Annotated in this window: 13 protein-coding genes; 4 read left to right on the plus strand and 9 right to left on the minus strand. The window is 53.4% G+C overall.

Translation table 11 applies throughout. The features are described 5' to 3' along the window. Positions 1-23: 23 nt before the first annotated feature. Positions 24-902, minus strand: coding sequence for a pirin family protein (locus KIH26_RS02485; protein ID WP_213442099.1), 879 nt, complete (start codon positions 900-902; stop codon positions 24-26). An 11-nt stretch (positions 903-913) separates the two neighbouring features. Continuing rightward, positions 914-1,615 (minus strand): pirin family protein, encoded by a 702-nt coding sequence (locus KIH26_RS02490; protein WP_213442102.1) that lies wholly within the window; start codon positions 1,613-1,615, stop codon positions 914-916. A 216-nt stretch (positions 1,616-1,831) separates the two neighbouring features. Here KIH26_RS02490 and KIH26_RS02495 point away from each other — a divergent pair, with 216 nt between their 5' ends. Continuing rightward, a complete protein-coding gene (locus KIH26_RS02495; protein WP_213442104.1) occupies positions 1,832-2,794 on the plus strand; it encodes a LysR family transcriptional regulator in 963 nt (320 codons plus the stop codon). Positions 2,795-2,882: 88 nt separating this feature from the next. On the opposite strand, the gene KIH26_RS02500 is transcribed toward KIH26_RS02495, so the two are convergent. From KIH26_RS02500 to KIH26_RS02510, 3 genes are read right to left on the minus strand one after another with little or no spacing between them, the layout of a single operon-like run. After that, a complete protein-coding gene (locus tag KIH26_RS02500) occupies positions 2,883-3,908 on the minus strand; it encodes a cytochrome d ubiquinol oxidase subunit II (protein ID WP_213442106.1) in 1,026 nt (341 codons plus the stop codon). Then, on the minus strand, positions 3,905-5,269 hold the full coding sequence (locus tag KIH26_RS02505) for a cytochrome ubiquinol oxidase subunit I (RefSeq protein WP_213442108.1): 1,365 nt from the start codon (positions 5,267-5,269) through the stop codon (positions 3,905-3,907). Before KIH26_RS02505 ends, KIH26_RS02500 begins: the two co-directional genes overlap by 4 nt. Positions 5,270-5,278: 9 nt before the next feature. Further along, a complete protein-coding gene (locus tag KIH26_RS02510) occupies positions 5,279-5,893 on the minus strand; it encodes a GbsR/MarR family transcriptional regulator (protein ID WP_213442110.1) in 615 nt (204 codons plus the stop codon). 184 nt (positions 5,894-6,077) lie between these two features. Between KIH26_RS02510 and KIH26_RS02515 the strand changes: the two genes are divergently transcribed. Next, positions 6,078-7,055 (plus strand): Bug family tripartite tricarboxylate transporter substrate binding protein, encoded by a 978-nt coding sequence (locus KIH26_RS02515; protein ID WP_213442112.1) that lies wholly within the window; start codon positions 6,078-6,080, stop codon positions 7,053-7,055. A gap of 70 nt (positions 7,056-7,125) precedes the next feature. Here KIH26_RS02515 and KIH26_RS02520 read toward each other — a convergent pair whose 3' ends face one another. Further along, positions 7,126-8,016 carry a polysaccharide deacetylase family protein gene (locus tag KIH26_RS02520; protein WP_283770133.1) on the minus strand — a complete coding sequence of 297 codons (891 nt, stop codon included), beginning with the start codon at positions 8,014-8,016 and terminating at the stop codon, positions 7,126-7,128. Beyond that, on the minus strand, positions 7,979-8,956 hold the full coding sequence (locus KIH26_RS02525) for a YncE family protein (RefSeq protein ID WP_213444618.1): 978 nt from the start codon (positions 8,954-8,956) through the stop codon (positions 7,979-7,981). The genes KIH26_RS02520 and KIH26_RS02525 overlap by 38 nt, the downstream gene beginning before the upstream one ends. A 154-nt stretch (positions 8,957-9,110) precedes the next feature. Here KIH26_RS02525 and KIH26_RS02530 point away from each other — a divergent pair, with 154 nt between their 5' ends. Continuing rightward, the gene (locus KIH26_RS02530; protein WP_213442116.1) at positions 9,111-9,947 is read left to right on the plus strand and encodes an alpha/beta fold hydrolase; all 837 of its coding nucleotides are present in this window, start codon (positions 9,111-9,113) and stop codon (positions 9,945-9,947) included. 3 nt (positions 9,948-9,950) lie between these two features. Here KIH26_RS02530 and uvrB read toward each other — a convergent pair whose 3' ends face one another. Then, positions 9,951-12,041 (minus strand): excinuclease ABC subunit UvrB, encoded by a 2,091-nt coding sequence (gene uvrB / locus KIH26_RS02535; protein ID WP_213442118.1) that lies wholly within the window; start codon positions 12,039-12,041, stop codon positions 9,951-9,953. Positions 12,042-12,223: 182 nt separating this feature from the next. Here uvrB and KIH26_RS02540 point away from each other — a divergent pair, with 182 nt between their 5' ends. Next, positions 12,224-13,420, plus strand: a complete 1,197-nt coding sequence (locus tag KIH26_RS02540) for an amino acid aminotransferase (protein WP_213442120.1) — start codon at positions 12,224-12,226, stop codon at positions 13,418-13,420. Between the two features lie 297 nt (positions 13,421-13,717). Here the strand turns inward: KIH26_RS02540 and KIH26_RS02545 are convergent, their stop codons facing one another. Further along, positions 13,718-14,740 carry an ATP-binding protein gene (locus KIH26_RS02545; protein WP_249661070.1) on the minus strand — a complete coding sequence of 341 codons (1,023 nt, stop codon included), beginning with the start codon at positions 14,738-14,740 and terminating at the stop codon, positions 13,718-13,720. Positions 14,741-15,095 lie beyond the last annotated feature (355 nt).

The following is a 15,095-nucleotide window of genomic DNA, read 5'->3' on the forward strand; positions in this document are numbered from 1 at the left end:
GATTGAGAAAGCTTGAGAAAGGTCTAGTGCGAAGCGGAGAGATGACCCATCTCTCCACGCGCAAAGGCCCGTTTGTACGCGAAGATGTCTTCAGCTGTATTACCCATAAATGGCCCTCCAGAAAACATGGGCTCTTTGATCGGCGTGCCGCTGAAAAACACGCCACGCAGGGTTTGACTGCCAGCCTTGATGCGAGCAATACTCTCGCCAGGTTGCTCAGATGCTTCAAAAATAATAGCACTCTGCGCAGTATCTACGCCGTCCATCTGCTCAAAACTGCCTGAACGGACGACAAAAAAGGCGTTATCACCTTGCTTGACAGGAATGTCCACACTAGCGCCAGCTTGCAGCGTCACATCCAACATGTTCACACGCGTGAGCCAGCGTGCGTCATGCGTGATCGGTGAGTGTTGGCCATCGAATTCGCCTGCGACCACGCGCAAGTTACCACCTTCAAAGTTCACAATTGGTATGTCAGCATGCTTGACGCGCAAGCCCACGGGATCAGCGCCCTTGTTGGCGCGGCTTAGATTCACGAAGATTTGCAGCCCATGCTCGGTACTGCCGGGTGATGCAGGCGTTTCTTCATGCATCGCGCCGCGCCCGGCTTGAAACCAATGCAAATCACCGGGCTCGATGCGGCTGTGATCGCCCATGGTGTCACGGTTGATCGTGCCGCCTTCCGATTCAGGCAAAGTGAGCGATACCGCGCTCATGCCAGCATGCGGATGTGGGCCAAAAGGATTGGAGCGCAAGGTGTAGCTGTCCACACCGATAAACGGATCAATCCAGCGGTTGTCCACGCGAAGCATGCTCGCGCCAGAGATGCCATCAAAGCTGTGATAGGGCATCTCTACAACGGCTTTCACAGCCAGCACAGGGCGAAGTTCAGCACCACACATCTTGCGCTCCTTTAAGCTGCCAAATCAAAAACCAGGACCTCTGCATCGTTCGCAGCGTTCAATGTCAAGCTCGACTCGCCTTGAATTTTTGCAGCATCACCGCCTGTAAGTTGCTGGCCATTGACCGATAAGCTCCCGCGCACGAGATGCACGTAGGCTTTGCGCTTCGGATCCAATGCGAGCGTGGCGCTCTCACTGCCATCGAGCAGACCAGCATACAGGCGCGCATCGGCATGCAAGCCAATGCTTGCGCCTTCGCCAGCAGGTGCGGCCACGAGTTTGAGAACGCCTTGTTTTTCTGCTGCCTCAACAGTTTTCTGTTCGTAGCTGGGAGAAATCCCGGTCACATTGGGCTCAATCCAAATCTGCAAGAAGTGGGTCTCTTGGCCTTGCGCATGATTGAACTCGCTGTGCATCACGCCCTTGCCTGCGCTCATGCGCTGCACATCACCGGGCGGAATACCTTTGATATTGCCCATGCTGTCTTTGTGTGCGAGATTGCCCGAGAGCACGTAAGAGATGATCTCCATATCGCGGTGGCCGTGCGTGCCAAAGCCGGTGCCGGGGGCGATGCGGTCTTCATTGATTACGCGCAGGTTACCCCAGCCCATGTTCGCTTCGTCGTAGTAACCAGCGAAGGAAAACGAGTGATAGCTCTTGAGCCAGCCATGGTCTGCATAGCCACGCTCTTGGGATTTGCGAAGTGTGATCATATTGCTGCGCCTTATCGAAAAATTAGTTCAATGAATAGAACGCAAAAGGCGCAAAAACTACGCAAAAGCCGCAAAAAAGATAAAACTGAATTTTCATTTCTGCGTCTTCTGCGTGGTTTTTGCGTCTTTTGCGTTCCATTGTTGGTTAACCATTGACGTAATGTAAGTGGCTAGAGATCATTTGCAATCGAACGATTTTGATGTCATCATTCAAAAATGAAGAATGTTCGAGATCTCATCACCCCTGAATCCCTGGCCTTGATCCGGACTGTCGCGACGCAAGGCAGCATGGCCGCAGCTGCCCGAGAAATGGGTTTGGTGCCCAGTGCCGTCACTTATCGCGTGCGGCAGATCGAAGATGCGCTGGATGTGTTGCTCTTTGATCGCTCGGCCAAGCAAGCCCGCATCACGCCTGCAGGCGAAGAGCTATTGCAAGGCGGCGAGCATGTGTTGCAGGAGCTGGATGCCGTGGCGCGGCGAGTGCAGCGCGTGGCCACGGGCTGGGAGCCGCAGCTGACCATTGCAGTCGACAGCCTGATTTCAAAGCGCACCATGTTGGAGTTGTGTGAGGCCTTTTTTGCCTGCGGCGAGAAAGGCTTGCCGCCACCTACGCGGCTTCGCATCCAAAGCGAAACACTCTCCGGCACTTGGCATGCGTTGATCGATGGCCAGGCTGATCTGTCTATTGGCGGGGTCGTCGATGGCATTGCGCAGGCGGGCATACAAGCCAAACCATTGGGCGATGTGCCCTTTGTGTTTGCAGTGGCGCCGCACCATCCGCTCGCGAATTGCCCGCAAGCTCTGGCCAAGCAGCCACTGCAAGATGCCGTGATTCAAGAGCACCGCATCGTTGCCGTGGCAGATTCCACGCGCCGCAAGCAGTCTGTCACTGTAGGCATTCTTCCGGGCCAAGATGTTCTCACCGTGAGCAATATGCCGGATAAATTGGATGCACAGCTGCGCGGCTTGGGCTGCGGTTTCGTGCCGCATTGCATCGCGCAGCCTTATGTAGAAAGCGGCAGGCTCGTGCTGCTGACCACCGAGCGCATCCCCCGCACCCCACGAGTCAATTACGCTTGGCACACGCCTGCACGCGGCACATTGGGCAAAGCACTCTCATGGTGGCTTGCCCAACTCGCGCAAACTACAACACGCGAGGCTTTGCTGTTTAAGCATTAGTTTTGCTATTTATTTGATAGCTGTTTGCGCAGATTCTACGCCGACGAAAGGCTGTTTTTGCTTAAAATTAATGTGACTCTGACCCCATTTAATTTCCGTAGCTCATTGCGCGCGTCTTGCCGGAGAAGATGCGGTAAACGACCACGGTGTAAGCAATGATCATCGGCAGCACGATGAGTGCGCCGGCTAGGATGATCTTCATTGCCTCGGGTGAGGTTGCTGCTTGCCAAACCGTCATTTGGTCGATCACGAGGTAGGGGAAGAGGCTGTAAGCCAAACCATAAAAAGCGAGGATGAAGATGCCCACGGTGGATGCAAACGGCACCCAATCGCCATAGGCATTGCCTTGCGCCAAGCGCGTGGGCAGGCGCGCGAGGCTGCGGTGAATGATGAAAAACAGCAAGCCTGTTGCCAGTGGCAAGGGCAGTAAGAGCACCAGATAGGGCAGGGTGAACCATTTGGTGAAGATACGCTCGCTGATATAGGGCGTCGCTACAGAAATCGCTAGAACGCCCAAAGCAGTGAGCAGCAATGCCCCGCGCGCCCATTTCACTGCTTGCAGCTGCAAACTGCCTTCGGTTTTGAAGACGAGCCATGTCGCACCCAGGAGCGCATAGCCTGCGGCGAGGCACAGCGCAATCAGCGCGGCAAACAGGTTGCCTTGCCAGCCACTTTGAAAGCCAATGATGTAGCTGCCCAGCATCCAGCCCTGAGAAAGTGCCGCGCCCAGCGAGCCTGCATAAAACGCGCGATCCCACCAGGGGCGATAGGCCGCTGGCGCTTTCACGCGAAATTCAAACGCCACGCCGCGCAGAATCAGCGCAATCAGCATGAGGGCGACTGGCAAATACAGCTCGCCCAAAATGATGCCATGCGCTGCTGGAAAACAGGTGAGCAAAATGCCCACGCCGAGCACGAGCCAAGTTTCATTCGCATCCCAAAAAGGCCCGATGCTGCTCACCATCATGTCTTTGTCTGCATGGTTTGCGCGGCGCAGCAAGATGCCCACACCCAGGTCATAGCCATCGAGCACCACATAAGCCAGCATCGCCAAGCCCATCACGATCAAAAAGATCACGGGCAACCAATCGTTGAAGGTGAGCAGTGGATTCATGCTGTGCTCCCAGCCAGTTGCGTTGAAGCTTTGGTTTCGCCTGAACCCGCTTTACGTGCGAGATAAAACAGCACAGAAATATAGGAGACCAAGAGCATCAAATAGACCACGATATACAAAGCCAGCGTGCCAGCGAGCATCGGTGTGGGAATGCTGGCAGCGGCTTGTTTGGTGGTGAGCACACCAGTGACCAGCCAAGGCTGGCGGCCAATTTCCGTCACATACCAGCCGGCGAGCGTCGCCACCCAACCGGAGAACGTCATACCAACCATGACTCGACCCAGCCAAGGCTTGATCTGCCCACCCTTGCGCTGCTGCCACACAGCGAGCCAGCCCACCGCAAGCATCAGCATGCCAGTGCCCACCATGACACGAAAGCCCCAAAAGACAGGAGCCACCGGGGGATGCACGCCTTTGAAATCATTCAGCCCCTTCACTTCGCCATCAAGCTCATGCGTCAAATACAGTGAGGCGAGTTTGGGAATGCTGATCTCGTATTTGTTTTCGCGTGCTTTCTCATCTGGAATACCAAAGATCACAGCAGGCGCGCCGCGCTGTGTTTCCCAGATACCTTCCATGGCGGCTAATTTCGCAGGCTGATGTTTGAAAGTATTCAGGCCGTGCAAATCACCGAGCACGATCTGCGCAGGCACGAGCACAGCTGCCATCACCACGCCCGTGCGCAGTGTTGCGAGCACGCTGGCAGCGCGGTCACCTCGCAGCCAGCGATACGCGCTGATACCTGTGAGCAGAAACGCCACTGTCACGAAGCAGGCCATCATCATGTGGCTCATGCGGTAGGGGAAGGAGGGATTGAAAATCACGGCCCACCAATCGGTCACATGCGCCACCATCAACCCGGCTTCGTTGGGGCGCATCTCAAAGCCCGCAGGCGTTTGCATCCACGAGTTGAGCGCAAGAATCCAGAAGGCGGAGAGGCTGGTGCCCAGCGCCACCAAGAGCGTCGCTACCGTGTGCCAACGATGCCCCACGCGTTGCAAACCAAACAGCATCACGCCAAGGAAACTCGCCTCCAGAAAGAACGCCGTCATGACTTCATAAGCCAACAGCGGCCCCGCGATATTGCCCACGGTGTTCATAAAGCCCGGCCAGTTCGTGCCAAACTGAAAGCTCATCGTGATGCCGCTGACCACCCCGAGTGCAAAGGTAAGCGCAAACACTTTCACCCAGAAAAAGTAAGCATCCATCCACTTGGCATCTTGCGTGCGTGCGAAGCGCCATTTGAAAAACACCAAGACCCAAGCCAGCGCAATCGTGATCGTAGGAAAGAGGATGTGAAAGCTGATATTGGCCGCAAATTGAATGCGGTGCAAGATCAGGGGATCAAAGCTATCGCTCATGGCTTACTCCTAAAAAATTGGGGGGATGGTGTTGTCTGCTGCTGTCTCTTTCGCTGTTGTTGTCGTTGGTGTTTTGTCTTTGCTCTTGAAGAGCATCATGTCTTTGAGCTCAAGCAGCTTTTGCGCTGCAGCGCCCATCTTCATCAGCTGGCGAAGGGTCTGCTCATCGAGGCGCTGAATGTCTGTGAACCAAGTCGTCACCAGCTCAATCAGCTCATGCATTTGCGCCATGCGCTTTTGCGCGTGCGCGTCTTGCGGGTTGGTGGGCGAAACGAGGAGTGAATCGCGCAGCATGGAAAGTGTGGGATCAATCTCGCGCTTTTTGCGCTCATCGGCCAGTGTGCGAAAAATCAGCCACACATCATCAGGCGCGCTGAAATATTCGCGACGATCGCCCGGTAAATGCTGCAGCTTGGTCAGCCGCCAAGAATCCAGCTCCTTCAAACCCATGCTCACGTTTGAGCGCGAAAAATCCAGCGCTTCGGCGATTTCATCGGCGTTTAGTGGGCGCTCGCTCACAAACAACAGGGCATAAATCTGGCCGACCGTGCGGTTGATGCCCCAGCGGCTGCCCATTTCACCAAAATGGAGCACAAAACTTTGAGCCAGGGGGGTGAGGTTCATGTGATTCCTATAATTTCAAGAATTACTGAAATTATAGGAAATTTGAATAAACCCGTCAAATCTCTATCCTGATAAGCACTTACGTGGTTCCCACTATGCAGTTCCCACAACAAAACTTTCACAGAAATTACTTAGCATACGCCTGCTTATCTTCTATAGCTGTTATTTCAATACTGGAGACACCATGATCAAACGCCGTTCAACCTTCGCACTAGCCGCCATCGTGCTGTCAAACACGGGTGCAGCTCTTGCGCAAACCAGTACGCCGCAAGCCGCTTGGCCGACGCAATCGGTCAAGATCGTGGTGCCCTATGCCGCAGGTGGCACAACCGATATCGCTGCGCGCATCTTGGCCGCCGAGCTCAGCAAAAAATGGGGGCAGCCTGTGACTGTGGATAACAAGCCCGGCGCATCCACCCAAATCGGCACAGATATGGTGGCCAAATCCAAAGACGGCCACACCTTGCTGATGACGGCATCGCCTTTCGCCGTGAATCCCACGCTCTTTGCCAAATTGCCGTATGACACCTACAAAGATTTCAAGCCCGTCACTCTCGTCGTGCGCAATGGTCTGTTTCTCGTCACCAGTGGCAAGCAGCCTTTCGCGAGCGTGAAAGATCTGATCGAAGCAGGCAAGGGCGACAAGACAGTGAGCATCGCCTCGCCGGCCAACGGCAGCATGGCGCATATGGTGGCCGAGTTGGTGGCCGATACGCAAAAACTCAATCTGCTGCATGTGCCCTATCGCGGCACACCGCCTGCGCTTACCGATGTGATCGGCGGCCAAGTGCAGTTCATGTTTGACAACCCCAGCTCCTCATTGCCACTCATCAAAGACGGCAAACTCAAAGCGCTGGCTTACACAGCCAGCAAGCGCTCCAAGGCGCTGCCCAATGTGCCCACGGTGGCTGAGACGATTCCAGGTTTTGAAGCCATCAATTGGTTTGGCATGCTCGCCCCCAGTGCAATGGATGACAAGCTCTTGGATCGCATCGCGCAAGATGCCAACGAGGTACTCAAGCGCAGAGATGTGGTGGACCGCTTTACCAGTGAAGGCGTGGAAATTGGCGGTATTCCGCGTGAGGCATTTGGCGCGTTTTTGGCAGTGGAAACGATCCGCTGGGCGAAGATTGTGCGGGCGCGCAACATCAAAGCCGATTGATCAATGCTACTTATTTAGTAGCATCTTGCGCAGATAGTACGCCGGCTAGAAGCCTAAAACGCTTAAAAAATTAACCACCGTTGGCAGCAATCCAGTCTTTGTAGGCTGGATGCTGGCGCATGGTGTTGAAGCAAAAGCCCTGTTCTTTCAGGCCAAGGATCAGGGGCTCAAGCACAGCGGGAGCCCAAGGATCTTTGCGGCTCCAAATGCCAAGGTGTGCCATGAGGATGTCGCCGGGCTTGATGTCTTTGAGCGCTTTTTTCAGCAGTGCGTCGTTCGACACACGCTCACTCGGCAGCTCATCGCCTAGGAAGCCAGCGGGTGACCAGCCGACGTGCTTGTAGCCGCATTTCTCGGCTTCTGCTAAGAGCTTTGCACTTGTTTTTCCACCGGGAGCGCGGAAGACGGGCAAGGCTTTTTTGCCGGTATAAAACTCAATCCGCTCTCTGGCAGTATCGAGTTGCTCGCAATATTTTTTGGGCGCCCAGGTGAAGCTGCGGCCTGCGAATGCGCCCTGCGTGGGTTGTACGATGAACTGCGTTTCAATCCCTTTGGCATCACCCAAGAGCACAGGATGATCCCAGGTGTGAGATGCAAATTCATGACCTTCTTTGCCACGTGCTGCCCAGAATTTCTCACCCCAGTTTTTCGCAAGAGAAGTGCTCTCGTCTTTGGTCTTCTCATTGGCCGCGAAGAAGGTGACCTTCACGTTGTGTTTGTTCAATGTATCGGCGATGAACTGCGCCACTTCCATGTGGCCTGTGTCAAAGGTGAGATACACCGGCTTGTCGCATATAGCCGGCGGCGGCACAACAACCGCAGGCGGAGGCGCCTCTTTTTTCTTGCCAAATATAGAGCTTAATTGGGCACTCGCCGGCACAGATACTGCGCAGAGTGCTATCGAAAGGATAGTAAAAAGTGTTTTATTCGCGAGGCGCATGATCCAGCGTCCACACCCCATGCGGTGAGCGGCCCACGTTGACCTGGCGAGCGATCTTGCCCGTTTGCAGTTCAATCACCGTGAGTTTTTTCGCCCAGCGCGAGGTGACATAAAGCAATTTTCCATCAGAAGAGATGTCCATGCAATCGGGCCCGCCAGGCACATTGATTTGGCTCACCACGGATTGCGTTTGCAAATCAATCTTGCTCACTGTATTGGCCACACGGTTGCTCACATACACATGGCGCTTGTCGCCCGCAGCGCGGAAGGCATGCGCGCCCTTGCCAGTGGGAATCGTCTTCACTAATTTTGCTGGCTCAGCGCCGCCGCGCGAGACATCAAACACCTGCACGCCATCGCTGGCCGTTAGGCCAATATAGGCAAATTTATCGTCGGGCGAGAGATAGATATCTGCAGGCATGTCGCCCGTGGGCAAGCGCCAACGGATGCTTTGCGTGGCCAGATCTAACGCGATCCACTCATCGCTGTCTTGCATGGTGATGTAGGCCGTGGTGGATTTGCTGTCGATCCACATATGGCTCGGCGTTTTGCCGGTAGAGACGCGTTTGACCAACTTCAATGGTTCAGCCGCTTGCGGCAGCCATTGATACACATCCACATGGTTCAAACGATTCGCCGCCGTGACGAACCATTTCATATCGGGCGAGAAGCGCAGGTGGTAAGGATCCAAGATGCCTTTGATCGTGCGCTGCACTTGCGCTGTGCGCGGATCGAGAAACAACAGCGAATCACCGCCCGCATTGGCCACGATCACCGATTTTTCATCGGGCGTGAGATACAAATGGTGTGGCTCTTTGCCAGTGGGGATGCGCTGCGTCTCCATCCAAGTATTCGGATCAATCACGCTGATATTGGCATCGAGCGAGTTGAGCACGAAGATGGGCGGCTTCGGCTTGGCCACGGCTGGAGCAGCAACGGGCGCGGAGGCAGCTTGCGCCATCACGCGGCTCGCCAAGCCAGACCCAAGGGAAATACTGGCCAGAGCCACCAAAAATTGCGAACGCTTCAAAACTTAGCTTTCAAATCAAAATCAACCCGCAATTTTACCCGTAGCCCTTTGATCACTCACCCTAAAACACCTGCAAAATCAAGCCATGCCTGCATCAGTTGCTACAAAGTTAGAGAAAGTTCGCGTTTTCGGCGTGAATCTGGAGGTTTTGCGCATTCCTGCGCCTGATGCATCGAATCTCTCGCCCATCGTCTTTCTACATGAAGGTTTAGGCTCGGTAGCCATGTGGCGCGATTTCCCGCAGCAGCTCTGCCTCGCCACAGGTCGTGCCGGCCTCGTTTACTCACGTCGCGGTTACGGCCATTCAGATTCCGTGCCCGATGTGCGCGGAGCAGGCCGCTTGGAGCCCGATTACATGCACCATGAAGCGTGGAAAGTGTTGCCCGAGTTGCTGCGCATCGAAGGCATCACCAGACCTGTTCTCCTTGGCCACTCCGATGGCGGCACGATTGCTTTGCTCCATGCATCACGCTTCGATGTAGAGGCCTGCATTGTTATGGCTCCCCATCTTTTCGTTGAAGACATCAGTATTTCAGCCATCACACAAGCGCGAGTAGCTTATGAACAAGGCGATCTGCGCCAACGCCTCTCTCGCTATCACGCAGATGTTGATAATGCCTTCTGGCAATGGAACGACATCTGGCTCAGCTCAGAATTTCGCAGCTTCAACATCGAAGCTGATTGCAAACAAATCACCTGCCCACTCTTAGCAATCCAAGGCCATGACGATCCTTATGGCACGATGGCGCAGATGGATGCGCTAGGCGGCGTAGAGTGCGTTTCTTCAAGCCAAATCGGCACTTTGCCGGCGAGTAGTCTGCGCAAGGTGCTATTAAAACTAGAGCAATGCGGACATTCACCGCACAAAGATCAACGCGGCGCTGTCATTGACTCTGTAAAGAACTGGCTCTCTGCTCAGTAAACATCAAGCCTTGATCGGCACGATATTGTCCGTTCCGGTAGCGCCAAAAGCTTGCTCGCGCAGCAAGGCAAGCTGATCGCGCACGCGAGCGGCTTTCTCGAACTCCAGATTCTTCGCATGATCGAGCATTTGCTTCTCCAGCTGCTTAATGCGTTTGCCCACATCGCGCTCGCTCATGTCTTCCACTTGAGCGCGATCTAAATCGCGCTTGGCCATTTCTTTGCTGGCTTTTTCGCTGTACACACCATCGATCAGATCGCGTACTTTCTTGACGATACTCTGCGGCGTGATGCCATTGGCGAGGTTGAATTCGATTTGCTTCTTGCGGCGACGCTCGGTTTCGTCCATCGCCTTTTTCATGGAATCGGTGATCTTGTCAGCATACAAAATCGCTCGGCCATTCAAGTTTCGCGCGGCGCGGCCAATGGTTTGAATCAAGCTGCGCTCAGCGCGCAAGAAGCCTTCTTTATCTGCATCAAGAATCGCCACCAGCGAGACCTCAGGAATATCCAAGCCTTCGCGCAGCAAGTTGATACCCACAAGCACATCAAATGCACCCAAGCGCAGATCACGCAGAATTTCCACACGCTCCACGGTATCCACATCGCTGTGCAAATAGCGTACTTTCACGCCGTTGTCAGACAAATAATCAGTAAGCTGCTCTGCCATGCGCTTCGTGAGCGTCGTGATCAGCACGCGCTCATTCTTCTCCACACGAATACGAATCTCTTGCAGCACATCGTCCACCTGATGGGTGGCGGGGCGCACTTCCACCTCAGGATCGACCAAGCCCGTAGGCCGCACCACCTGCTCCACCACCTGGCCTGCATGCTCTTTCTCGTAAGCCGCAGGTGTGGCGCTCACGAAGATGCATTGACGCATGCGCTTTTCGAATTCTTCAAATTTCAGCGGGCGATTATCGAGAGCGCTAGGTAAGCGGAATCCATATTCAACAAGCGTGGTCTTGCGCGCGCGGTCGCCGTTGTACATGGCATTGAGCTGGCCGATCATCTGATGGCTTTCATCCAAAAACATCAGTGCATCTTTGGGCATGTAATCTGTGAGCGTGGAGGGCGGCGCGCCCTCGGGAGCGCCTGAGAGATGGCGCGTGTAATTCTCAATGCCCTTGCAGTGGCCCACTTCGCTGAGCATTTCCAGATCAAAGCGCGTGCGCTGCTCCAGCCGTTGCGCTTCTACTAATTTGCCATCACCAACTAGCTGCTTCAAGCGTTCGTCCAGCTCCAGCTTGATCGTCTCCACCGCCATCAACACCTTGTCGCGCGGTGTCACGTAATGGCTGCTTGGATACACGGTGAAACGTGGAATCTTTTGGCGGATGCGGCCTGTAAGCGGGTCGAAAAGCGAAAGCGTTTCAATCTCGTCGTCAAACAATTCAATCCGAATCGCTAGCTCCGAATGCTCGGCGGGAAACACATCAATCGTATCGCCTCGCACGCGGAATTTGCCGCGAGAAAAATCTTGCTCATTGCGCTGATATTGCATGCGAATCAGCTGCGCAATCACATCACGCTGCCCCATCTTGTCGCCCACACGCAGCGTCATGATCATGCGGTGATAGCTTTCTGGCTCGCCAATACCGTAAATCGCAGACACAGTGGCCACGATGATCACGTCACGGCGCTCCAAAATGCTCTTGGTGCACGAGAGCCGCATCTGCTCAATATGCTCATTGATGGCTGAATCTTTCTCAATGAATAAATCCCGCTGCGGCACATAAGCTTCAGGCTGGTAATAGTCGTAATAGCTCACGAAATATTCCACAGCATTCTTGGGAAAGAATTCGCGGAATTCCGAATACAGTTGCGCAGCTAATGTCTTGTTAGGCGCAAACACAATCGCAGGTCGCCCTGAGCGCGCAATCACATTGGCCATGGTGAACGTCTTGCCCGAACCCGTCACGCCCAGCAGCGTTTGAAACACCTCACCATCATTGATGCCATCCACCAGCTGAGCAATCGCCGTCGGCTGATCGCCCGCAGGCGGATAAGGCTGAAAGAGCTCAAACGGCGAGCCGGGATAGCTCACGAATTCGCCGGCTTTCACTTCAGGCATAACTTCTAAGACTTCTGGCATAGCTTTTCCGGGCAATGCTGCGGTGCAGCGATAAAATAATGGGCAACCAAGTATTTTGAACGCTTTAGCCAAAAAGAGCTACTGACAACACGAAAAAACCGTATGCAGGTCTTTTTCGCGTCTTTCGCGTAACTTTTGCGTCTTTCGCGTCCTGCCCTTTTCTTCAACTTTTGGACGATCCAATGAGCCTATTCTCTGCCGTCGAAATGGCCCCGCGCGACCCCATCCTCGGTCTCAACGAACAATTCAATGCCGACACCAACCCCGCCAAAGTCAACCTCGGCGTTGGCGTCTATTACGACGACAACGGCAAGCTGCCCCTTTTGAAATGCGTGCAAGAAGCCGAGAAGCAAATGGCCGCTGCACCCAAAGCCCGTGGCTACTTGCCGATTGACGGCATCGCCGCTTACGACAGCGCTGTGAAAGGCCTCGTGTTTGGCGCAGACTCAGACATGGTGAAATCTGGCCGCGTGGCCACCGTGCAAGGCATCGGCGGTACGGGCGCTTTGAAAATTGGCGCAGACTTTTTGAAGAAGCTTTCCCCAAATGCGAAAGTGCTGATCTCTGACCCCAGCTGGGAAAATCACCGCGCGATGTTCCAACAAGCAGGCTTCGTGGTGGAAAGCTATCCTTACTACGATGCAGCCAAGCGCGGCGTGAACTTCGAAGGCATGCTCGCCGCCATGAACGCAGCCGAGCCTGGCACCATCGTGATCTTGCACGCTTGCTGCCACAACCCCACAGGCTACGACATCACCGCCGCGCAGTGGGATCAATTGATTGCCGCCGTCAAAGCCAAAAACCTCACCGCATTCCTCGACATGGCCTACCAAGGCTTCGGCTACGGCATCTCGGAAGATGGCGCAGTGATCGGCAAATTCGTTGCCGCAGGTCTGAATTTCTTCGTCTCCACCAGTTTCTCCAAGAGCTTCAGCTTGTATGGAGAGCGCGTGGGCGCACTCTCCGTCGCATGCGCGAGCAAAGAAGAATGTGATCGCGTGCTCTCCCAGCTCAAGATCATGATCCGCACCAACTATTCCAACCCACCCACCCACGGCGGCACAGTCTGCGCCATGGTGCTCAACACGCCCGAGCTGCGCGCCATGTGGGAAGGCGAGCTGGCCGAGATGCGCGTGCGCATCAAAGCCATGCGCAGTGCTTTCGTTGAGAAACTGAAAGCCGCTGGCGTGAAGCAAGACATGAGCTTCATCACCACGCAAATCGGCATGTTCAGCTACAGCGGCCTCAGCAAAGACCAAATGGTGCGCCTACGCAATGAATTCGGCGTCTACGGCACAGACACTGGCCGCATGTGCGTCGCCGCACTCAACAGCAAAAACATCGATCACGTGTGCGCGAGTATTGCGAAGGTTCTCTAAACTTCATTCGCTAAAGCGAAACGCCCTTCGGGGCGTTTTTTTATGCCCAAAGTGGCAGTTTGCCGGCATAAATACTGCGCAGAGTGCTATTGAATTTGTAGTATTGGCGTGCTGAGCGTTTCGCTCCACCCGCTCGCCTGCGTCGTACCATCGTGCATTTGCCTCAGCAAATTTTTTGAAAACACACGCGATAGAGATCATCACAATCCAACCCTCTCCCCGCGCGCCTTCCAAAAAATTTCTGATTCAAACGCCCAATGGTTTCCGCTGCGAAGATTGTTGACGCTCGCCCAGTGGCTAACGCGCGGCTTTCAGCACACTAACTATGAACTCAACTGCACGGTTGTTATAAATACTTGGCGTTCCATTCGGTAGAACACCTGAAGCATTAAATTCGTCTTCGTGCTTCTTATTTCTAAAGTTATAAACAGCATAGTCAGGGTTGCTTTTCAAGTCGTTTTCTCTCACGACATTCCAAACATGATGCTGAGCAGAACTCGGTAGAGCTTTCTTAACTTCATCTGCCATTTCTATTGCCGACAACGGGTATTGCCTAGTCAAGTTTTCTTTAACCATACGAACGACTTCTACTTTATCGATTGGTACTACATCGCCGACAAGTTTCAAGGTTGTAGAGCCATTCTTCTCAACAAACTCACCTTCTTTGATGAACTTAATCTTACTTGCGAGAACTTCGTCCAGCACGAGAACTTTTGCATCATTTTTCTCAATAAGAGACCTTTCCGTATCGAGAATCGCAGCATTCTGAGGCCCTGCTTTGCCGATTTTTGTCACAAGATCCAGCCATTGGCGATTGTTTTGTTCTACACGGTGTTCAATAATATTTTGTAGCTCAGCGTATTGAATTTTTTGAGTTCTACCACCGTATCGGTAATAGATTTCACCATTTTTGATGGTTTGATCTCTGCCTTCATCTTTTTTTGCAATGATAGGTTTGATTCGCGCCTCTTCGATTTGGAAAACACCAAAGTGCTTCCCGTCGATTGTGAATGTCGCTTGACTCCAGCGGATATCAGCAGAAAATATATCTAACAAATATCCCGTGATTTTTTCAGGGTCAATCTTATTGAATTGCTGAAGAGATTGATCGCTGAGTCCGGTGGGTAGTCTTGGTGCATCTTTCACGCCAAAAACCAACAAACCACCACGATTATTTGAGAATGCCGCAAAATCCCTAAAGTAATCAGCAAGACCGGAAAAGCTATATTGTTCTTTGAACTCTAGCTCCTGACCTTCTCGGCGAAAAAGGTGACCGTCCTTGACTTTTAGTAGCTCTTTCATTTGCGCTTCGTCGATCATTTCCACAGCTCACTATTGATACGAAATACACAACATGATGTATTGAAAGATTGTGCTATGTAATTAGTGTTATTGCACAAGTCGTTTTCATTCTGCGGCTATTTTTTTAACTAAACAGTGTTGATCCAGCGGAAACCATTGGGCGTTTGAATCAGAAATTTTTTGAAAGGCGCGCGGGGAGAGGGTTGGATGACGATGATTTCTATCGCGTGTGTTTTCAAAAAGATTTCTGAGGCAAATGCCCGATGGTACGACGCAGGTACATGGGGTGGAGTGCAACTCTTTGAACTCTACAAACAAAAAATTTAGATAAATTCAGCATCTTGCACTCTTCCATGTTGAATAGTTTGCTATT

The sequence above is a fragment of the Variovorax sp. PCZ-1 genome, from assembly GCF_018413605.1.
In the GTDB taxonomy this organism is placed as follows: Bacteria; Pseudomonadota; Gammaproteobacteria; order Burkholderiales; family Burkholderiaceae_C; genus JANMDU01.